This is a genomic window from Pseudoduganella sp., from assembly GCF_041914865.1.
In the GTDB taxonomy this organism is placed as follows: domain Bacteria; phylum Pseudomonadota; class Gammaproteobacteria; order Burkholderiales; family Burkholderiaceae_D; genus Rugamonas.
Map to the genome: position 1 here is coordinate 105194 of NZ_JAYSCO010000001.1, position 17616 is coordinate 122809.

Sequence of the window (17616 nt, forward strand, 5' to 3'; positions counted from 1 at the left end):
AGGCTTGTCTTGAACCGCCGTTTTTTATTGTGCAGCGCACTGCCACCGAACCAAGGAGCCCCTGGATGCGACGACTTGCCGCCCTGATTTGCGCCCTGCTGCCGCTGACTGCGGCGGCCTTCAATCCCGCCGGGCTGTCATTCAGCCACCACGACTGGGAACTCGCCTGCGACAACACCGGCACCTGCCGCGCCGCCGGCTACAGCAGCAACGATGCCAGTGACTACGCAGTCTCCGTCCTGCTGACGCGCGAGGCAGGCCCCGGGCAGCCCGTGAGCGGCCAGGTCATGCTCGGACAATACGGCGAGAACCCGGTGGTGGAGAGCCTGCCGGCCAAATTCAAGCTGGCACTGCGGATCAATGGCCGCGCGCACGGGACCCTGGCTTTCAGCAAAGACGCACTCACGGCGGACCTGGGCGCCAGCCAGGTCGCGGCGCTGGTGGCCGCGCTGGCGAAAAACGCGGACATCGAGATGAGCATGGGCCGCCACGCCTGGCGCCTGTCGGATAGCGGCGCGGCGGCGGTCCTGCTGAAAATGGATGACTACCAGGGCCGCGTCGGCACGCCGGGCGCCCTGGCGCGTAAAGGCAGCAAGCCCGAAGCCGGCGTTCCAGCCGCAGTGGCTGCGCCCAGGATCGCCCTTGCGCCGGTCGCGAAGGCGCAGCCGGCCGATGCCCAGTTCCTGGCGCGCCACGGCAAAGCGCTGCGCGCCGCCCTGCAGGCGGCCACCAAGGAGGAAGATTGCGGCGACCTGCACGACCCGGCGCAAACGCCGGAACTGGAGGCGCAGCGCCTGTCGCCAACCCAGATGCTGGTATCGACCCGCTGCTGGCTGGCCGCCTACAACGCCGGCAGCGGCTACTGGGTGGTCAACGACAAACCGCCGTTCCAGCCGGTGCTGGCCACCGCCAGCGGCAGCGATTACGGCGACGGCAAGATCGGCGAGCAGCATAAGGGCCGTGGGCTGGGCGATTGCTGGTCCTCGCGCACCCTGGGCTGGGATGGCAAGCGCTTCCAGCTGATCGAGGAGTCCAGCACCGGCATGTGCCGCCTGATCGCCCCCGGCGGCGCCTGGGCGCTGCCGACCCGGGTTTCCCGCTAGCGTGGAATTTGGAGCCTATACTCTAAGGCAGCGGCGGCGTTATTTTGTATGATGGCGCTTCGTACCCCACCCAACCAGAGGTAAACACAATGAGCCTGCAAGAACAGTTCGACGCGGCGATGGCCGATTCCAAGAACCTGCCGGAGCGTCCGGACAACATGACCCTGCTGAAAATCTACGCCCTGTACAAGCAAGGCTCGGCAGGCGATGCTACCGGCGAGCGTCCAGGCATGACCGATTTCGTCAACCGCGCCAAGTTCGACGCCTGGGCAGCCCTGGCCGGCACCAGCCAGGACGACGCCAAACAGCAGTACATCGACCTGATCGAAAGCCTGAAGTAATACCCCATGGGGACCGTGCCGACCGCCTTGCGCTGGTTGCTGGTCCCCGTCTCCATCGCCTTTGGCTGCTGGTCCGGCATGGCGCTGGCCCTCCTGCTGTTTTCCGCCTTCACCTCCCTCTGCCCTGCCGACAAGCTGGTCTCCGGTTTTTGCACCGCCGACTGGGCTCCTGCCATGGAACAGTCAGTCCAACATGCCGGCGCCGCCGCTGGCGCCGCACTGGCAGTCCTGCTGCCGTATCTCCTGGCGCCAAGCCACAAGCGCCTCGCAGCTGCCATCGCCTTCGCGCTGGGCGCAGCCTTTGCCATTTGGGTCGCCATCGCCAGCCCCGCAGCCTGGCCTTACGCCGCCTGCGCCATCGGCACGGGGCTGCTGGTGCTTGTCAAAACCCGTGCACATGCTGCACACTAGGCTTTTTGCAAAATAACTAACACACAAATGCTGGATAACCATTGCAAGATCGCAGCCGTGCTCCATATCATCATGGGCGCATTCCTGCTGCTGACGCTCCTTTTCGTCATGCTGTTCTTTGGCGGCATGGCCGCCCTGGCCCAGGCCGAGGTGCCCTTCCTGGGCTGGATCGCCGGCTTCGGCGCCTTCATCGTCGGCCTGTTCGCGCTGTATGGCGTGGCGCAGATCGCCGCCGCCGCCGCCTACCTGAACGGCTCGGCCGCTGGCCGCACCTTCGTGATCATCTTCAGCGTGATCGCCCTGTTTAACTTCCCGCTAGGTACCGCCGCCGGCGGCTACTCGCTGTGGGCGCTGCTGCGCAAGTAATTCCCGCCACGCCGCCGGAGGGCAGCCAGGCCAGCCTGCGCCTGCCCGGCGCGTATTTCCACGACTGCTACCAGGTCGCCGTGCCGGACGACGGCGCTTCGGCGCTGGAACATTATCTGCGCGTGGTGCGCCAGACACCCGCCTGGGTCAACCGCCTGATGGCGCTGCGTAACTGGATGGTGGGCTTCGTCGGCCTGAAGAACCTGGGCCACCTGGCCAGCCTCGATGCCGCGCGCGCGGCCAGCGACTACCGCGTGGGCGACCGGGTCGGCATCTTCTCCCTGCTCCACCTCTCGCCCGGCGAAGTGCTGCTGGGCGACTCGGACAAGCACCTGGACGTGGTGCTGTCCATCTGCAAAGCGCCGCAGGGCATGCTCAGCGTCAGCACCGTGGTGCACGTGCATAACTGGCTGGGGCGCCTGTACATGATGCCGGTCACGCCGCTGCACAAGGTGATCGTGCGCACCATGCTGAAGAGGACTGCGGCGGCGCGCACGGTCTGATATCCTTCGGGGCGTATGCAAAGCCTCGAACGTATCCAGCAAAACTCCCGGGAAATCAACCGCCTGTTGGCGCAAATTAATGCGCTGGTCCAGGAGCGCCATGCCTCGCCGGCGCAGCGGGCCGCGTGGCAGGCCGCCTGCGAAGACTTCTATGCCCGCTACGACAGCCTGTGCTTCCCCGGCGGCGCGGCGATGCTGGAGCGTGTGCGCAGCGGCGATCCCGACGCCGTGGAGGCGGCAGTGCAGTTCCTGCTGGCCGATCCTTACCACTTCCGTTCCGGCTACCTGAAGGAGCGCCTGTGGCGCTGGCTGGCGCACCTGCCGCTCGGTGCCGGCGCGCGCCAGCGCCTGGAGCGCGCCGCCCTGGCCTATCTGCAACGCCGCATCTGCCGCGAGTTCTGGGCCATGTGCAAGGCGATTCCGCGCATTGCCGGCGCCAGCTTCTGGCGCGAGGCAGCTGCACAAGCCTGGCCCGCGCACGGCGCGGCCAGCACACCGGTGGCGCAGCGCGCGCTGCTGTTGCTGGCGCACGGCGCCAGCGTGCAGGCGGGCGCGCTGGCCCGGCAACGCTTTTACCTGTCGTGCTAAAGTTGCGCTTTCAACTTCCAGCCCGGAACGCATGACTATCGAGATCCGCCGCGCGGCGCCTGCAGACCTGGACGGCATGTGGGCAGCTTTCCAGCCGCTGCTGGAGGGCGGCGATGCCTTCCCCTTCGGCCCGGCCTTTGAGAAAACCACATTCCAGCTGCACTGGTTCAGCAACCACCCAGCCTATGTCGCTTGCGATGGCGAAAGCATCGTCGGCATGTACAAAATGGGCGCCAACTACCCCGACCACGGCGCCCACGTCGCCAGCGCGACCTATGCCGTGGCAAAGCAGGCGCAGGGGCGCGGCATCGGCCGCCTGCTGGTCGAACACAGCCTGGCGCAGGCGCGCCGCGAAGGTTTCTTGGCCATGCAGTTCAACTACGTGGTTGGCAGTAACGCCGCAGCGATGGCGCTGTACCGCAAGCTGGGCTTCAATATCGCAGGCACCCTGCCGCAGGCCTTCCGTCACCGCGAACTGGGACTGGTCGACGCCTACGTTTTACACCGCTTCCTGGAGAAAGAATGAACGCATTGAAAGACAGCATCCTCGATGGCATGCGCAGCTTTGTGGCCGACATGGAGCAGCCCTACTACCCGCTGGAGAAGGTGGATGAGTGTGGCCGCATTATTGACAGCTTCCTCGCGGCCATGGCCGAAGCGCACGGCGAGGCGGCCATCCTGGCGCAAGTGCAGAAAACCGTGCTAGCCTTGAATGCACTGAACGACGAATGTGATGGCGCGCTGATCGAAACCGACCAGCGCGAAGAATTGTGCGAACTGATCCAGGATGCCGCCGAAGCGGCAGGCCTTGCGCCCGGCGGCGATGTGACCGAACGCTGGCGGGAATGGTAAAGCAGTGCTGTAGCCCCACCGGGAGCACGCATGAAAAAGGAAGCCGCAGCGGAGAGTCCTGATGCCTACGTGGCGGCGCTGGCCGGCTGGCAGCGCGATGTCGTGACGGCACTGCGCAGCGCCGTGCTGGAGGCGGCGCCGGCGCTGGACGAGCGCATCAAATGGCGCCACCTGGTCTACTTCTCGAACGGGCCGGTGCTGCTGATCCGCGCCGAGGAGGAGCGCGTGCTGTTTGGCTTCTGGCGCGGCAAGCGCCTGCTTCACATAGAGCCGCGCATGACCGGCAGCGGCAAGTATGAATTGCGCACGCTGGAGCTGCGCCAGGGCACGCCCCTCGAGCGCGCCACCGTGCTGGAGCTGGTGCGCAATGCGGTCGCCCTGAACCACAGCGTCGGCAACCCAACCACGGTCGCGCCATGATGCGCCGCCTGCTCACCGCTGCCGCACTCTGGCTGGCATGCAGTGCGGCCCAGGCTTCCCTGGCGTATGCGATAACCGCCGCCCCGGAGGCCAGGATCAAGGCCGCCGGCGCCAGCAAGGAAAAGCTCAGCGAACTGCTGCTGCGCGGCCAGGACGACCACGTACAGCTGGACAAGCTGTGGCACGGGCTGGAGTGGCTGCTGGGCCGGCATTGCGGCGCCACCGCGTGCCAGATCATCATGGGCGGGCGCAAAGTCGGCCCCGACCTGGGCTACGGCCCGGCCTTCTATTACACAGCGGAAGAGGTGAAACGCATCGCCCGGCAGCTGGCGGCCATCGATCCGGCCCAGCTGGCGGCCCACTTCGATGCCACGGCGATGGATAAGGCGAGTATTTACCCGAGCGATTGGGTGGAGCGGGAACGCAGCGGCACAGCGCCGGCGCGACTGCTGCAGGATGCCTTTGTGCGGCTGCGCGACTTTTTCCAGCGCAGCGCCGACGCAGGCCACGCCGTGGCCTACGTGCTCTACTAGCGTGGGCTCAGGCTGCGGCGAACACCGAACGCATCTTTTCGGCGACCTTGCCTTCGATGGCGCCCTTGAAGGCGCCCATCAGGAAACCGAGCTTGATATTCATATGCGCCGCGCTGTCGGCCAGGGTCAGCGTGCCTTCCACGCCGCTGCGGCCGAACTTCAGGGTGTCGCCGTGCCACTGGCAGGCCAGGTCGAATTCCTTGGCGATGCGTTCTGCCACTTGTTCCGCTGCCGCGCGCGCTTGCGCGGGATCCAGGTTGTGCGCCTGGGTGATGTTGATGTCGGCCATGCCTTCCCTACCCTGCAAATAACACAAAAGGCGGCATTTTAACTCACGCACCTTTGCGCAGGATCAAAGGGCGATGGCGCAGACAGGGTAACCATGGCCTTTCAACCGCCCTTGGGAGAAAGATCATGGATGAGAATATGTGCATGACTTTGCCGGTCGGCTATGTGCCGACACCCTCCGCCCCCTACCGCGCACACCGCAAGTCGGCGCAACTGCTGCAGCAACCGAGCCTGCCACGCCTGAAGGATGGCAGCATGCCAAGCGGCCTGTCGAGCGCACCGCCGGCCGGCGCCCGCGTGCTGATCTGGAAGCAGGACCCCTCCGTTGCCGAGATCGGCACGCGCAAGCTGTTCATGCCCGGCGTCTTCCTGGAAGGCCCGCGCGACGCGCGCATCACGTTCGGCGAGCCCGGCATCGCGCCGGTCAGCCCGAATGCGTTCGGCGACTTCATCATGCAGCCCGACACCGACCAGTTCGATGCCGTGCACAGTTTTGCCGTGGTGCGGCTGACGCTCACCATGTACCAGCGCGTGCTGTCGCGCGCCGACCAGGGCGCGCCCCTGCCCTGGGCCTGGAACAATGCGCGCAACACCGAGCCGCTGGAAGTATTCCCGCACGGCTTGCCGAACGTGATGAACGCCTACTACAGCCGCAACGACCACGCGCTGAAGTTCGGTCACTTTGTCGCCAGCGGCGATATCGGGCGCGTCTACACCTGCCGCTCCTTCGACATTGTTGCGCATGAGACCGGGCACGCCGTGCTGGACGGGCTGAAGCCGAAATGGATCCTGAACAGCGCGCCGCCGCAGACCGGCGGCCTGCACGAATCGTTCGGCGACCTGACCGCCATCTTCCTCACCCTGTCGCAGTTCGACCAGGTGGAAGCGGTGATCGCGCAGACCAAGGCCGACCTGCACGACAAGACCTTCCTGGCCGATATGGCGGAGCAGTTCGGCCTGGCGCTCGGGCGCCCGAACGGCTTGCGCAATGCCGACAACGACCTCAAGCTGTCCGAAACGGGCAATGAAGTGCATGCGATCTCGCAGGTGTTCACCGGCGCCATCTATGACATCCTGGCCGACCTGTTTTCCTTCGAACGCGCGCCGGGCCTGCGCGACGATGCCGCGGTACTGCACAATGTGGCGGGCTATCTGTGCAGCCTGGTGCTGCGCGCCCTGGTCGCCGCACCCGACGCCAATGCCAAGTATGCCGACGTGGTGAACCACATGCTGCGCATCGCCCAGGAGGACGGCAAGCCGGTCGACTACGCCAACTTCATCCGCAACCGCTTTGCGCTGCGCGAGGTGGTGGTGTCGCCGGTGCCGCTCACTACCGACCAGCCGCCCAATATGGAACTGCCCGCCATGGTGGAGGATGCGCCCGACGCGCACCAGGACCGGCGCACCTGCTGCGGTACCATGAACCATGCCGAGTACTTCGATATGGAAGGGGTGCTCGAAGCCGAGCGCCAGGCCCTGGCCGCCTGGTGCAAGAATTACGGAACCCGCCACGGGGAGCTCAGCGTAGAAAAATGAAGATCATTGCCAGCGGCGCAGGCGGCTTTGCCGGCCTCACGCAGCGTTTTGAAGTTGACACGGCGACAAGCCCGGTTGGTCCAGCGCTGGAAGCGGCGCTGGACGCCGTAGGTTTTTTCGGCGCCGAAACCGTGGAAAATTCGGCCGTCGGCGCCGACCTGGGGCGCTGGACTATCACCGCCGACGATGGCCGTCAACGACATAGCATAAGCTTTGTCGAAACAGGCGCGCCACCGTGGCAGGATCTGCTCGATTTGATCCGTTCCGCCGCCTGAATCCCCACCTGTCTCGCGCAATCCACGAATTTGCTTATTTACATTGTGTCTAAGCCCGAATTGTGAGAAATAGCGGATTGCCTTAAAATACAGTGCTTTGCTGAGCTTTTTCCAGCACCCAAACATAGATAGGACTGTTATGACCCACGTTGTCACCGAATCCTGCATCGCCTGCCGCTATACCGATTGCGTCGATGTTTGCCCGGTAGATTGCTTCCGCGAAGGCCCGAATTTCCTGGCGATTGATCCAGATGAGTGCATCGACTGCGCCGTGTGCGTGGCCGAGTGCCCGGTCAACGCCATTTTCGCCGAGGAAGACGTGCCGTCCGACCAGCAGCAATTCATCAAGATCAATGCTGACTTGTCGCGCAACTGGCCTTCTATTACCAAGACCAAGCCTGCCCTGCCGGAAGCCGAGCAGTTCAAGGACGTCAAGGAAAAGATCCAGCTGCTGAAGCGCTAAGCGCTGTCACAAGCCTATTACTAAACGTGCAACACCGCGCCTGACGCGGTGTTCGCTTATTCAGATGGAATGAGAATCATTATGAATGTCGTCAGCACCCCACCAGGCGGTTTCCACGAGACCGATGCCGTCATCATCGGCGCCGGCCCAGTCGGCCTGTTCCAGGTCTTCGAACTCGGCCTGCTGGAAATCAAAGCCCACGTGATCGACTCCCTGAACGCCGTTGGCGGCCAGTGCGTGGAACTGTATCCGGACAAGCCGATCTACGACATTCCAGCCATTCCATCCTGCACCGGCCAGGAACTGACCGACGGCCTGCTGAAGCAGATCGAGCCGTTCGGCGCCACCTACCACCTGGGCCAGGAAGTGACCGTCGTGCAAAAGCGCGAAGACGGCCGCTTCGACGTGGAAACCTCGCTGGGCACCAAGTTCATCACCAAGACCATCTTCATCGCCGCCGGCGTCGGTTCGTTCCAGCCGCGCACCATGAAGGTGGACGGCATCGACGCCTTCGAAGGCTCGCAGCTGTTCTACCGCGTGAAGAACCCGGCCATGTTCGAAGGCAAAAACCTGGTCATCTGCGGCGGCGGCGACTCCGCGCTGGACTGGGCCCTGAATTTCGTCGGCAAGGCCGAATCCGTGGTGCTGCTGCACCGCCGTGAAGACTTCCGCGCTGCACCAGCCTCCGTCGCCAAGATGAAGCAGCTGTGCGACGAATACGAAATGCAGCTGATCATCGGCCAGGTGTCGGGCATCGAAACCAAGGACGACAAGCTGAGCGAACTGCGCGTGACCGGCGCCGACGGCGTGACCCGCCGCGTGCCGCTGGACATGCTGCTGGTGTTCTACGGCCTGTCGCCAAAACTGGGCCCGATCGCCGAGTGGGGCCTGGACATCGAGCGCAAGCAGCTGAAAGTCGTGTCGACCGAGAAGTTCGAAACCAATGTGCCAGGCATCTTCGCTGTGGGCGACATCAACACCTACCCAGGCAAGAAAAAGCTGATCCTGTCCGGCTTCCACGAAGCCGCGCTGGCCGCTTTCGGCGCTGCACCATACATCTTCCCGGACAAGAAGATCCACATGCAGTACACCACAACGTCGCCAAAACTCCACAAAGTGCTCGGCGTGGAAACCCCAGTGTTCGACTGATCTGACCGATTCTTCGGACGCGTCCTACAAAAAAGCAGCGGAAACGCTGCTTTTTTTGTTTTCATCCCCGTATTATGTTGGGATCATGCGGTGTTGGCCGATGTTTATGTACTTTCTGAGAGGTACTGCGGAATGCTTCTGGTCATGAATAAATGGCCTATAATTGAACTAACTTTGCGCATTGCCACAATTTTCAGCGGGACATACTATGCTTTACCAATTGCACGAAATGCAACGCTCTCTCCTGCATCCCCTGATGCAGTGGGCTGAAGCCTCGTCCAAGCTGTTCACCAACCCGGTGTCGCCCTTCGCCCACACCCCATTCTCGCAACGTATCGCCGCCGGCTACGAACTGATGTACCGCCTGGGCAAAGAGTACGAAAAGCCGGAATTCGGCATCAAGCAGGTGGACGTGAAAGGCAAGGCGGTCAGCATCATCGAGACCGTGGTCGAAGCCAAGCCGTTCTGCAAGCTGCTGCACTTCCGCAAGGACATGCCGGCCAAGGAATTCAAGGCGCTGAAGCAGCCGACCGTGCTGGTGGTCGCCCCGCTGTCGGGCCACCACGCCACCCTGCTGCGCGACACCGTGCAAGCCCTGCTGCATGAACACGATGTCTACATCACCGACTGGATCGACGCGCGCCTGGTACCGCTGTCGGCCGGCCCCTTCCACCTGAACGACTATGTGAAGTACGTGCAGGAGTTCATCCGCAAACTGGGCCCGGACCTGCACGTGATTTCCGTCTGCCAGCCGACCGTGCCGGTACTGGCCGCCATTTCGCTGATGGCCACCGCCAACGATCCCAAGCTGCCGAAGACCATGACCATGATGGGCGGCCCGATCGATCCGCGCAAATCGCCGACCCAGGTCAACAACCTGGCGGTGGAAAAGAAGTTCTCCTGGTTCGAGAACACCGTGATCTACGCGGTGCCGCCGAACTACCCGGGCTTTGGCCGCAAGGTGTATCCGGGCTTCCTGCAGCATGCCGGCTTTATCGCCATGAACCCGGGCCGCCACGCGCAATCGCACCGCGAGTTCTACATGCACCTGGTGCGCGGCGACGACGAACCGGCGGAATCGCACCGCAAGTTCTACGACGAGTACAACGCGGTGCTGGACATGCCGGCCGAGTACTACCTGGACACCATCAAGACCGTGTTCCAGGAGTTCCGCCTGCCGCAAGGCACCTGGGAAGTGGACGGCGTGTTCGTGCGCCCGCAGGACATCAAAAACGTGGCCCTGATGACGGTGGAAGGCGAGCTGGATGATATTTCCGGCGCCGGCCAGACCCAGGCCGCGCACGACCTGTGCTCCGGCATTCCCGCCAATATGCAGGAAGACTTCGTGGTGCCGGGCGCCGGCCACTACGGCATCTTCTCCGGCCGCCGCTGGCGCGAAATCGTCTGTCCGCGCATCGCCGGTTTCATCAAGAAACACGGCTGAACCGCAGCCGGCAGCGCCGGCCTTGCCTGGACCGGGCCCGCGCGCCCGGTTTTATTTTGGGTTACAATATACTTTTTTATATATTATGAAAATCGATCCCGTTGCATTGCAGGCGGCTGCCGGCCGCGCCTCGGGCCTGCTGAAAACCCTGTCCAACCCGGACCGCCTGCTGCTGCTTTGCCAGCTGGTGCAAGGCGAGCATGCGGTCGGCGAGCTGGAAGCAGCGACCGGCGTGGCGCAGCCCACCCTGTCGCAGCAGCTGACCGTGCTGCGCAACGCCGAACTGGTGGCCACGCGGCGCGAGGGCAAACAGATCTTTTACAGCATCGCCAGCACGGAAGCGATGGCGGTGCTGCAGGTGCTGTACAAGCTTTACTGTCCAAAGGAGTAGAACAATGAGCGCTTACTTCGCGCCGCTGCTAGGCGGCATCCTGATCGGGCTGGCGGCAGCCATGCTGTTGCTGCTGAATGGACGCATTGCCGGCATCAGCGGGATTCTGGGCGGCCTGGTCGGCCGCCTCCTGCCGCGCACGGCGCCGGCCGGCAGCGGCGACGTCGCATGGCGTATCGCCTTCCTCGCCGGCCTGGTGGCGGCGCCGCTGCTGTACAGCGCTGCCGCTACCCTGCCTGCCGCGCAAGTGGACGCCGATACCGGCACCCTGATCGTGGCCGGCCTCCTGGTCGGCCTGGGCACGCGCTACGCCTCCGGCTGTACGAGCGGCCACGGCATCTGCGGCCTGTCGCGCTTTTCGCCGCGCTCCCTGGTGGCCACGCTCACCTTCATGGCGGCCGGCTTCGCCACCGTCGGCATCGTGCGGGGCCTGCTGTGAGCGCCCTCACCTCCCTGCTGGCGGGCCTGGTGTTTGGCCTGGGCCTGGTCATCTCCGGCATGGCCAACCCCGCCAAAGTGCTCGGCTTCCTCGACCTTTTCGGCAACTGGGACCCATCGATGGCATTCGTGATGGCCGGCGCCCTGCTGGTCGGCACCATCGCCTTCCGCATTGCCGGCAAGCGCACCCGCGCCATCCTCGGCGCCCCGATCTCGCTGCCGACAGCACGCGACATCGACCGCCGCCTGGTGCTGGGCAGCCTGGCCTTTGGCATCGGCTGGGGACTGGCCGGCTACTGCCCGGGACCCGTCATTACCTCGCTGGCGGTGGGCGGCGTCAAACCATGGATCTTCTTCCTGGCAATGGTGGCCGGAATGCTGGTCTTCGAGTTTTTGGATCGAAGCAGAACCTAACGTGGCCCGTACAGTACGTAGCCAATCGCAGCAAAGGCGGCGATACCGGCTGCACCACTCATCATCGTCCAAAAATAAATGCTGGCGGCGCGCTCCTCGCCCCTGATGAGCGCATCAAAAAAACTGCGCAACTTATCTCGTACCCACATCGCAAGCTCCTCTGTGCGTTATCCATGAACCAATGAGTACATTACGGCTGCCAGAACGCACAAGACAAATGACATCGCAATAGTCCGCACTTCTAATATACGCGCAGTAGCCAGACCTTGGCTGCCGCCAGAATCGGAAAGCGCAGACACTGCAGCTGATACGATAAGGAATATAAGCAGAAAAATGTGCAGCCAGAAGAGCCAATCGCCATAAATTCCGTCCAGCCCCAATGCCGCAGAGTGACGAAGGTCGTATAGGCCGTTGAGACAGAATCCCAAACCCGCCCACGCTAATTGGCCGTGCCGAACTGGCGCAAGAAGCAAGCGCCATCCTGACATTTTCACCACTCCCAGTAAGGCAAGCAGTCCCAGTAAGAAGACAGGGAGCAGCAAAGGGACGAGGATGCTGATGAGATGCCAATCGGACACACTCCCTCCCTTTATTCACAAACCTAATACTTCAGCATAGAGTCCGCGCAAAGGCAGGGTTTGAGCGAGATCAAAAGTACGAAGCTATGCTTTTTCTATGGGCAACGTGGGGCGTGTGTTGGGGTAAATCTGTTCGACGCGCGGCTCGCCGGGGCCGGGCTTTTTGATGCTGTAACCGTTGACGGGCTGGGCGCGGTTCACCCAGAGCGCGTAGTACAGGTGGTCGGCGCGCGGGTCGTCCGTGTTGGGGTGGATCAGGATGGTCAGCCCCAGGCTGTTCAGCTGCAGCCATGGCACGATGATGTGCAGCAGGTCGTTGGTGAAGCCGAAGTAGAACGATGGCGTGACGTGCGGTCCGCGCGGCTCCAGGTTCCAATCGCCCAGTTCGACCTTGAAGCGCTCGGCCACCCATTTGCGGATCAGGGCTGCTTTCTGGTAGCTGTCCTCGTCGAAGTAGATGTGGGCGTGGTAGCTCTCGATATCGGTATAGGCGCGCGGCTTGGAAGGCAGGCTTTGTTCGCCGGGCCGCACGCTGCTCGGGCGCGGCGTGGGCTGCTTGTAGGTTTCATAGCCCCAGGGGCTCTGCCCTGCGGCCGGCGCGGCAAGCGCTGCGGGTCCGGCCAATACGCCGGCGGCAGCGGCCAGCAGGTTGCGCCGGCGCGGCGACAGCAATTCCGCCCAATGGCGGTCAACTTCATCCTTCATCTGGAGTCCTCCGTGGAAGACGCCAGCCTACGGGCTGGGCAGCGCGCGGCCAACGAATTTATTCGTATGACCTTATGCTCAATTCACGGTTGGGCGATCAGTTTCGAGACGGCGCAGGTAGTCGCGCTCAAAGCGCGGCAAGTCGATTTCTCGCGCGGCTTCATTGAAGGCGCGCTGCTGCGCCAGGCCAGCAGGATTACGCTGGAAGCAGATGTGGACTGGGCGCTCATGGAACAGGTTTTCCGAGAAGGCGATCCGCTCCCGCTCAGCGCGCGTGAAGCGGGAACTGGCCAGCAGGTGGCGCAGGACGCGCCTTTCGATCACCATGGCGTCGAAGCGCTTGCCGAGCAGCTTGCGCAGGTTGGTCTCGTCGTTGACGCCCTCCTGCACGCGCAGCACGCCGCGCCGAACCAGCGTATCGAACTCCTCGCCGTTGGAATAACCGGCCACGGTGCCGATGCGCTCCTCGCGCAGGTCACGCAGGGAGGCGGCGCTGACGGGGGATTCCTTCAGGTAGGCCAGGACGTTCATTGTGCTGCCGATGGGTGCGGAAAAGTGGCACAGCGTTTCGCGCTGCGGCGTGCGCCATACGGCCAGCAGGCCGGCAAAGCGGGCGTCGTTCATGCCCACTTCCATGGTGCGCTTCCAGGGGAAAAAGTCGATGCTGACGGTGCTGCCCAGGCGGGCATACACCGCGGCTGAATAGGCGCCGGACATGCCATTATCCGGCAGGGATGCCGACACAAACGGCGGCCACTCCTCGGACGCCAGCCGCACCATGGTGCCCGCGCCGGCCAGTCCCGGCGCCGCCAGAAGCAAGCTCAGAAAGCAAGCTGTGAGCCGCATAGTTCCCCATATTTTGTAATAAGGAGTATGTTCCCATAGAAGTTGATGCAAAGCAACTTCCGCACAGGTGCCGCAGATATTGGATAATAACGCTTTACCGTTTTGCCACCCACCGTGACTGAATCGAAGACCCTGGCCGACCGCATCGAGGACGTGCTGCCGCAAACCCAATGCACGAAGTGCGGCTACAAAGGCTGCCGCCCGTATGCGGAAGCGATCGCGTCCGGCGAAGCGGAAATCAACCAATGCCCGCCGGGCGGGGCGGAAGGCATCCGCCGCCTGTCCAGCGTGACCGGACGTCCCGTCATTCCGCTCAACCCCGTCAACGGTTTCGAGCGCCCGCGCGCGCTCGCCTTTATCGACGAATCGCTGTGCATCGGCTGCACGCTGTGCATCCAGGCCTGTCCGGTGGACGCGATCATGGGCGCGGCCAAGCAGATGCATACCATCATTCCCGAGCAGTGCACCGGCTGCGACCTGTGCGTGCCGGCCTGCCCGGTTGACTGCATTGTGATGTACCCGGTGACCGAGACGACGGGCTGGGATGCCTGGAGCCAGGAGCAGGCTGACGAGGCGCGCGAGCGCCACGACTTCCGCCTGGCGCGCCTGATCCGCGAGCGCGAGGAGAACGACGCGCGCCTGGCCGCCAAGGCGCAGGCCAAGGCCGCCGCAGTGGAGCGCCTGACGCCGGAGAATGAAGCCGAGCAGGCGGAGAAGGAACGCAAGCGCCAGATCATCGCCGCCGCCATGGAGCGCGCCCGCTTGCGCGCCGAAGCCGACAAAAACAAATGAATCCAGCCAAACGCCAACAGATCTTTGAACGCCTGCGCGAGTCGAATCCCAACCCTGAAACCGAACTGGAATACAGCACGCCTTTCGAGCTGCTGATTGCCGTGCTGCTGTCGGCGCAAGCGACCGACGTGGGCGTGAACAAGGCTACGCGCAAGCTGTATCCGGTGGCGAATACGCCGCAGGCGATCCTGGACCTGGGCCTGGATGAGCTGACCGAGTATATCCGCACCATTGGGCTGTACAAGACCAAGGCCAAGAATGTGATGGCGACTTGCCAGATCCTGGTCGACCAGTACGGCGGCGAGGTGCCGCAGACCCGCGAAGAACTGGAGCAGCTGCCGGGTGTTGGGCGCAAGACGGCGAACGTGGTTCTGAATACTGCCTTCCGGCAGATCGCGATGGCGGTGGACACGCACATCTTCCGCGTCTCCAACCGCACGAACATCGCCCCCGGCAAGAACGTCGACATCGTCGAACAGAAGCTGATGAAGTTCGTGCCGAAGGAATTCCTGATGGACGCCCACCACTGGCTGATCCTGCACGGCCGCTACACCTGCATCGCCCGCAAGCCGAAGTGCTGGAACTGCGTGATTGCGGACTTATGCGAATTCAAGGGCAAGACCCCCGCCCCCGCCGACGCCTAAACCAAAATGTCCACTTCGGGGTCAGGAAGAAAAGTGGACATTTCTTTGGGAAATGTCCACTTTTCTTCCTGACCCCGAAGTGGACATTTTTACAGGAGGACCATGTTGTCGCGGTGGATCAGCTCGTGGCCTTCGACGTAGCCGAGGATGGCTTCGATTTCGGCGGAAGGCTTGCGCTTGATGCGGCGCGCTTCGGCGCTGGTGTAGTTGCTGATGCCGCGCGCAATCGGGTGTCCGTCTTCGCGCACGCAGGTGATCACCGCGCCGCGTCCAAACTCGCCATGCACGTCGATCACGCCGATCGGCAGCAGCGACTTGCCTTCTTCCGCCAGCTTCTGCACCGCGCCCGCGTCCAGCACGACCTGGCCTGCGGTGTGCAGGTGGTCCGCCATCCATTGCTTGCGCGCCGTCAGGTGGCCGGTCTGCGCGGACAGTTCGGTGCCGATGCATTCGCCGCCAGCCAGGCGAGTCAGCACTTCCGCCTCGCGGCCGAAGGCGATCACCGTGTGCGCGCCGGATTTGGCGGCGCGCTTGGCGGCGAGGATTTTGGTCAGCATGCCGCCGCGCCCCAGCGAAGAGCCGGCGCCGCCCGCCATCGCTTCCAGCGCCGGGTCGCCCGAGCGGCCGTGCGTGATCAGGTAGGCTTGCGGGTCTTTGCGCGGATCGGCGCTGAACAGGCCGCGCTGGTCGGTCAGGATGATCAGCGCATCGGCTTCGATCAGGTTCGCCACCAGGGCGCCCAGCGTGTCGTTGTCACCGAACTTGATTTCGTCGGTGACCACGGTGTCGTTCTCGTTGATGATCGGGACCACGCCCAGGCGCAGCAAGGTGGTCAGCGTGGAGCGCGCATTCAGGTAGCGCTCGCGGTCGGCCAGGTCGGCGTGGGTCAGCAGCACCTGCGCGGTGCCGATGCCGTGCGCGCGGAAGCTGGTTTCGTAAATCTGCGCGAGGCCCATCTGGCCGACGGCGGCGCAGGCCTGCAGCTCGTGGATATCCGTCGGTCGCTTATCGAAGCCCAGGCGCAGCATGCCTTCCGCAACAGCGCCGGAACTGACCAGCACTACTTCCTTGCCCAGCGCGCGCAGGGCGGAGATTTGGGATGCCCAGCGGGCGATAGCGGCATGATCGAGCCCGCGTCCGTCGTTGGTGACGAGCGAAGAGCCCACTTTGATAATAATGCGGGTGGCGTTCTGGATAAGCGAATTCATAAGGCGGCGAAGCTCTTGGTAACAATGATCAAAACGATGTATTGCGCCGGGCGGGGGTGATGCCGGCTTGCCGCAGACAGTGCGCGCCCCCGCTGTTGGCAGGGGCGGCAAAGATAAGAGGTTGTCTGGATTTTAATCCAGAACTTTGAAACGTGGGTCGTCCGGGTCGATAGAGGAGATACCGCGCGCTTCTTCGGTCATCTGGGTCTCTTCTGCGCGCTGCTCGGAGTAGCGCTCTTTTTCCAGGTGCAGGTAGATGGCGTTCACCAGCTCCTGCGTGCCCTCGTGCGACAGCGCGGAAATCTCGAACACCGGGCCCTTGAAGCCGACCTTCTTGATGAAGTCCTTGACCTTCTTGGCGCGCTCTTCTTCCGGAATCATGTCCAGCTTATTGAGCACCATCCAGCGCGGCTTGTTGCCCAGCGCAGGATCGTACTTTTCCAGCTCCTTGACCAGGGCCTTGGCTTCCTTCACCGGATCGACAGTGGCCTCGAACGGCGCCAGGTCGACGATGTGCAGCAGCAGGCCGGTACGCGACAGGTGGCGCAGGAACTGGTGGCCCAGGCCCGCACCTTCGGCGGCGCCTTCGATCAGGCCGGGAATGTCCGCGATGACGAAGGACTTCTCATGCGACACGCGCACCACGCCCAGGTTCGGGTGCAGGGTGGTGAACGGGTAGTCGGCGATCTTCGGACGCGCATTCGACACGGCAGTGATGAAGGTCGACTTGCCGGCATTCGGCATGCCCAGCAGGCCCACGTCCGCCAGCACCTTCAGCTCCAGGCGCAGTTCGCGGCGCTCACCTTCCTTACCGTCGGTCTTCTGGCGCGGTGCACGGTTGGTGGAGGTCTTGAAGTGGATATTGCCCCAGCCACCCTCGCCGCCTTTGGCCAGCAGTTCCATCTGGCCGTGCTCGGTCATGTCGGCGATGATCTCGCCGGTGACTTCATCGATCACCAGGGTGCCGACCGGCATGCGCAGGAACATGTCTTCCGCGCCCTTGCCGTAGCAATCGGAACCGCGGCCCGATTCGCCGTTGCCGGCGCGGTGCATCTTGGAATAGCGGTAGTCCACCAGCGTATTGACGTTACGGTCGGCGACCGCCCAGATGCTGCCGCCTTTGCCGCCGTCGCCGCCGTCAGGGCCGCCGAACGGGCGGAATTTCTCGCGGCAGAAAGAGGCGCAGCCATTGCCGCCGCTGCCGGCGATGACTTCGATTCGTGCTTCGTCAATAAACTTCATGGTGACCCACCTTAAAAACTAAAAAGGCCCTACCACTGGCAGAGCCTTTTGATAGAAGGCTTGCGCCTTACTGTACCTTTAACGCG

The 17616-nt window shown here is 63.5% G+C and carries 25 protein-coding genes; 20 read left to right on the forward strand and 5 right to left on the reverse strand.

What is annotated here, in order from left to right; genetic code table 11:
* The first annotated feature begins 65 nt into the window (after positions 1 to 65).
* The 10 genes from ACE3TQ_RS00380 (at position 66) to ACE3TQ_RS00425 (ending at position 5117) form a co-directional block, all read left to right on the forward strand.
* Positions 66 to 1103: a DUF1176 domain-containing protein gene (locus ACE3TQ_RS00380; RefSeq protein WP_374579906.1), complete on the forward strand. Its 1038-nt coding sequence runs from the start codon at positions 66 to 68 to the stop codon at positions 1101 to 1103.
* 89 nt (positions 1104 to 1192) lie between these two features.
* Positions 1193 to 1444 (forward strand): acyl-CoA-binding protein, encoded by a 252-nt coding sequence (locus ACE3TQ_RS00385; RefSeq protein WP_161024478.1) that lies wholly within the window; start codon positions 1193 to 1195, stop codon positions 1442 to 1444.
* Positions 1445 to 1450: 6 nt separating this feature from the next.
* Positions 1451 to 1855, forward strand: coding sequence for a hypothetical protein (locus tag ACE3TQ_RS00390; RefSeq protein ID WP_374579907.1), 405 nt, complete (start codon positions 1451 to 1453; stop codon positions 1853 to 1855).
* Between the two features lie 27 nt (positions 1856 to 1882).
* Positions 1883 to 2221: a hypothetical protein gene (locus ACE3TQ_RS00395; RefSeq protein WP_374579908.1), complete on the forward strand. Its 339-nt coding sequence runs from the start codon at positions 1883 to 1885 to the stop codon at positions 2219 to 2221.
* Positions 2200 to 2724, forward strand: a complete 525-nt coding sequence (locus ACE3TQ_RS00400; protein ID WP_374579909.1) for a DUF2867 domain-containing protein — start codon at positions 2200 to 2202, stop codon at positions 2722 to 2724. Before ACE3TQ_RS00395 ends, ACE3TQ_RS00400 begins: the two co-directional genes overlap by 22 nt.
* Positions 2725 to 2739: 15 nt before the next feature.
* Positions 2740 to 3312: a hypothetical protein gene (locus tag ACE3TQ_RS00405; RefSeq protein WP_374579910.1), complete on the forward strand. Its 573-nt coding sequence runs from the start codon at positions 2740 to 2742 to the stop codon at positions 3310 to 3312.
* A gap of 31 nt (positions 3313 to 3343) precedes the next feature.
* On the forward strand, positions 3344 to 3838 hold the full coding sequence (locus tag ACE3TQ_RS00410; RefSeq protein WP_374579911.1) for an N-acetyltransferase family protein: 495 nt from the start codon (positions 3344 to 3346) through the stop codon (positions 3836 to 3838).
* The gene (locus ACE3TQ_RS00415) at positions 3835 to 4164 is read left to right on the forward strand and encodes a hypothetical protein (RefSeq protein ID WP_374579912.1); all 330 of its coding nucleotides are present in this window, start codon (positions 3835 to 3837) and stop codon (positions 4162 to 4164) included. Before ACE3TQ_RS00410 ends, ACE3TQ_RS00415 begins: the two co-directional genes overlap by 4 nt.
* 30 nt (positions 4165 to 4194) lie before the next feature.
* Positions 4195 to 4584 carry a DUF1801 domain-containing protein gene (locus ACE3TQ_RS00420; protein WP_374579913.1) on the forward strand — a complete coding sequence of 130 codons (390 nt, stop codon included), beginning with the start codon at positions 4195 to 4197 and terminating at the stop codon, positions 4582 to 4584.
* Positions 4581 to 5117, forward strand: a complete 537-nt coding sequence (locus tag ACE3TQ_RS00425) for a YfbM family protein (protein WP_374579914.1) — start codon at positions 4581 to 4583, stop codon at positions 5115 to 5117. Before ACE3TQ_RS00420 ends, ACE3TQ_RS00425 begins: the two co-directional genes overlap by 4 nt.
* Positions 5118 to 5124: 7 nt before the next feature.
* Here ACE3TQ_RS00425 and ACE3TQ_RS00430 read toward each other — a convergent pair whose 3' ends face one another.
* The gene (locus ACE3TQ_RS00430; protein ID WP_374579915.1) at positions 5125 to 5406 is read right to left on the reverse strand and encodes a polyhydroxyalkanoic acid system family protein; all 282 of its coding nucleotides are present in this window, start codon (positions 5404 to 5406) and stop codon (positions 5125 to 5127) included.
* Positions 5407 to 5531: 125 nt separating this feature from the next.
* Between ACE3TQ_RS00430 and ACE3TQ_RS00435 the strand changes: the two genes are divergently transcribed.
* The 8 genes from ACE3TQ_RS00435 (at position 5532) to ACE3TQ_RS00470 (ending at position 11515) form a co-directional block, all read left to right on the forward strand.
* Complete coding sequence (locus ACE3TQ_RS00435) at positions 5532 to 6941, forward strand: hypothetical protein (protein WP_374579916.1); 1410 nt, start codon at positions 5532 to 5534, stop codon at positions 6939 to 6941.
* The gene (locus ACE3TQ_RS00440; protein ID WP_374579917.1) at positions 6938 to 7216 is read left to right on the forward strand and encodes a protealysin inhibitor emfourin; all 279 of its coding nucleotides are present in this window, start codon (positions 6938 to 6940) and stop codon (positions 7214 to 7216) included. The genes ACE3TQ_RS00435 and ACE3TQ_RS00440 overlap by 4 nt, the downstream gene beginning before the upstream one ends.
* A 139-nt stretch (positions 7217 to 7355) precedes the next feature.
* The gene (fdxA, locus tag ACE3TQ_RS00445) at positions 7356 to 7679 is read left to right on the forward strand and encodes a ferredoxin FdxA (RefSeq protein WP_161024470.1); all 324 of its coding nucleotides are present in this window, start codon (positions 7356 to 7358) and stop codon (positions 7677 to 7679) included.
* Between the two features lie 81 nt (positions 7680 to 7760).
* Entirely contained in the window at positions 7761 to 8828 is a 1068-nt protein-coding gene (locus tag ACE3TQ_RS00450; RefSeq protein ID WP_374579918.1) for an NAD(P)/FAD-dependent oxidoreductase, read from the forward strand.
* Positions 8829 to 9036: 208 nt separating this feature from the next.
* A complete protein-coding gene (locus ACE3TQ_RS00455; protein ID WP_374579919.1) occupies positions 9037 to 10272 on the forward strand; it encodes a polyhydroxyalkanoate depolymerase in 1236 nt (411 codons plus the stop codon).
* Positions 10273 to 10357: 85 nt separating this feature from the next.
* Positions 10358 to 10663 (forward strand): metalloregulator ArsR/SmtB family transcription factor, encoded by a 306-nt coding sequence (locus tag ACE3TQ_RS00460; protein ID WP_374579920.1) that lies wholly within the window; start codon positions 10358 to 10360, stop codon positions 10661 to 10663.
* A gap of 4 nt (positions 10664 to 10667) precedes the next feature.
* Positions 10668 to 11102, forward strand: coding sequence for a YeeE/YedE family protein (locus tag ACE3TQ_RS00465; RefSeq protein ID WP_374579921.1), 435 nt, complete (start codon positions 10668 to 10670; stop codon positions 11100 to 11102).
* Complete coding sequence (locus tag ACE3TQ_RS00470) at positions 11099 to 11515, forward strand: DUF6691 family protein (protein WP_374579922.1); 417 nt, start codon at positions 11099 to 11101, stop codon at positions 11513 to 11515. The genes ACE3TQ_RS00465 and ACE3TQ_RS00470 overlap by 4 nt, the downstream gene beginning before the upstream one ends.
* A gap of 662 nt (positions 11516 to 12177) precedes the next feature.
* Here ACE3TQ_RS00470 and ACE3TQ_RS00475 read toward each other — a convergent pair.
* Entirely contained in the window at positions 12178 to 12798 is a 621-nt protein-coding gene (locus ACE3TQ_RS00475) for a DOPA 4,5-dioxygenase family protein (RefSeq protein WP_374579923.1), read from the reverse strand.
* A 78-nt stretch (positions 12799 to 12876) separates the two neighbouring features.
* Positions 12877 to 13644: a substrate-binding periplasmic protein gene (locus ACE3TQ_RS00480; RefSeq protein WP_374579924.1), complete on the reverse strand. Its 768-nt coding sequence runs from the start codon at positions 13642 to 13644 to the stop codon at positions 12877 to 12879.
* Between the two features lie 114 nt (positions 13645 to 13758).
* Between ACE3TQ_RS00480 and rsxB the strand changes: the two genes are divergently transcribed.
* Positions 13759 to 14436 carry an electron transport complex subunit RsxB gene (rsxB, locus tag ACE3TQ_RS00485; RefSeq protein WP_374579925.1) on the forward strand — a complete coding sequence of 226 codons (678 nt, stop codon included), beginning with the start codon at positions 13759 to 13761 and terminating at the stop codon, positions 14434 to 14436.
* Entirely contained in the window at positions 14433 to 15080 is a 648-nt protein-coding gene (nth, locus tag ACE3TQ_RS00490) for an endonuclease III (RefSeq protein ID WP_374579926.1), read from the forward strand. Before rsxB ends, nth begins: the two co-directional genes overlap by 4 nt.
* Before the next feature lie 89 nt (positions 15081 to 15169).
* On the opposite strand, the gene proB is transcribed toward nth, so the two are convergent.
* Positions 15170 to 16288, reverse strand: a complete 1119-nt coding sequence (gene proB / locus ACE3TQ_RS00495) for a glutamate 5-kinase (RefSeq protein ID WP_374579927.1) — start codon at positions 16286 to 16288, stop codon at positions 15170 to 15172.
* A gap of 132 nt (positions 16289 to 16420) precedes the next feature.
* Positions 16421 to 17530, reverse strand: a complete 1110-nt coding sequence (obgE, locus tag ACE3TQ_RS00500; RefSeq protein ID WP_374579928.1) for a GTPase ObgE — start codon at positions 17528 to 17530, stop codon at positions 16421 to 16423.
* Between the last annotated feature and the right edge of the window lie 86 nt (positions 17531 to 17616).

Bases quoted from the DNA above. Each gene is read 5' to 3' on its own strand.
- ACE3TQ_RS00425 (WP_374579914.1), top strand. From the start codon at position 4,581: ATGATGCGCCGCCTGCTCACCGCTGCCGCACTCTGGCTGGCATGCAGT.
- ACE3TQ_RS00380 (WP_374579906.1), top strand. From the start codon at position 66: ATGCGACGACTTGCCGCCCTGATTTGCGCCCTGCTGCCGCTGACTGCG.
- proB (WP_374579927.1), bottom strand. From the start codon at position 16,288: ATGAATTCGCTTATCCAGAACGCCACCCGCATTATTATCAAAGTGGGC.
- ACE3TQ_RS00475 (WP_374579923.1), bottom strand. From the start codon at position 12,798: ATGAAGGATGAAGTTGACCGCCATTGGGCGGAATTGCTGTCGCCGCGC.
- ACE3TQ_RS00385 (WP_161024478.1), top strand. From the start codon at position 1,193: ATGAGCCTGCAAGAACAGTTCGACGCGGCGATGGCCGATTCCAAGAAC.
- ACE3TQ_RS00405 (WP_374579910.1), top strand. From the start codon at position 2,740: ATGCAAAGCCTCGAACGTATCCAGCAAAACTCCCGGGAAATCAACCGC.
- ACE3TQ_RS00415 (WP_374579912.1), top strand. From the start codon at position 3,835: ATGAACGCATTGAAAGACAGCATCCTCGATGGCATGCGCAGCTTTGTG.
- ACE3TQ_RS00450 (WP_374579918.1), top strand. From the start codon at position 7,761: ATGAATGTCGTCAGCACCCCACCAGGCGGTTTCCACGAGACCGATGCC.
- fdxA (WP_161024470.1), top strand. From the start codon at position 7,356: ATGACCCACGTTGTCACCGAATCCTGCATCGCCTGCCGCTATACCGAT.
- obgE (WP_374579928.1), bottom strand. From the start codon at position 17,530: ATGAAGTTTATTGACGAAGCACGAATCGAAGTCATCGCCGGCAGCGGC.
- ACE3TQ_RS00460 (WP_374579920.1), top strand. From the start codon at position 10,358: ATGAAAATCGATCCCGTTGCATTGCAGGCGGCTGCCGGCCGCGCCTCG.
- ACE3TQ_RS00390 (WP_374579907.1), top strand. From the start codon at position 1,451: ATGGGGACCGTGCCGACCGCCTTGCGCTGGTTGCTGGTCCCCGTCTCC.
- nth (WP_374579926.1), top strand. From the start codon at position 14,433: ATGAATCCAGCCAAACGCCAACAGATCTTTGAACGCCTGCGCGAGTCG.
- ACE3TQ_RS00435 (WP_374579916.1), top strand. From the start codon at position 5,532: ATGGATGAGAATATGTGCATGACTTTGCCGGTCGGCTATGTGCCGACA.
- ACE3TQ_RS00480 (WP_374579924.1), bottom strand. From the start codon at position 13,644: ATGCGGCTCACAGCTTGCTTTCTGAGCTTGCTTCTGGCGGCGCCGGGA.
- ACE3TQ_RS00395 (WP_374579908.1), top strand. From the start codon at position 1,883: ATGCTGGATAACCATTGCAAGATCGCAGCCGTGCTCCATATCATCATG.
- ACE3TQ_RS00465 (WP_374579921.1), top strand. From the start codon at position 10,668: ATGAGCGCTTACTTCGCGCCGCTGCTAGGCGGCATCCTGATCGGGCTG.
- ACE3TQ_RS00440 (WP_374579917.1), top strand. From the start codon at position 6,938: ATGAAGATCATTGCCAGCGGCGCAGGCGGCTTTGCCGGCCTCACGCAG.
- ACE3TQ_RS00410 (WP_374579911.1), top strand. From the start codon at position 3,344: ATGACTATCGAGATCCGCCGCGCGGCGCCTGCAGACCTGGACGGCATG.
- ACE3TQ_RS00455 (WP_374579919.1), top strand. From the start codon at position 9,037: ATGCTTTACCAATTGCACGAAATGCAACGCTCTCTCCTGCATCCCCTG.
- ACE3TQ_RS00430 (WP_374579915.1), bottom strand. From the start codon at position 5,406: ATGGCCGACATCAACATCACCCAGGCGCACAACCTGGATCCCGCGCAA.
- ACE3TQ_RS00420 (WP_374579913.1), top strand. From the start codon at position 4,195: ATGAAAAAGGAAGCCGCAGCGGAGAGTCCTGATGCCTACGTGGCGGCG.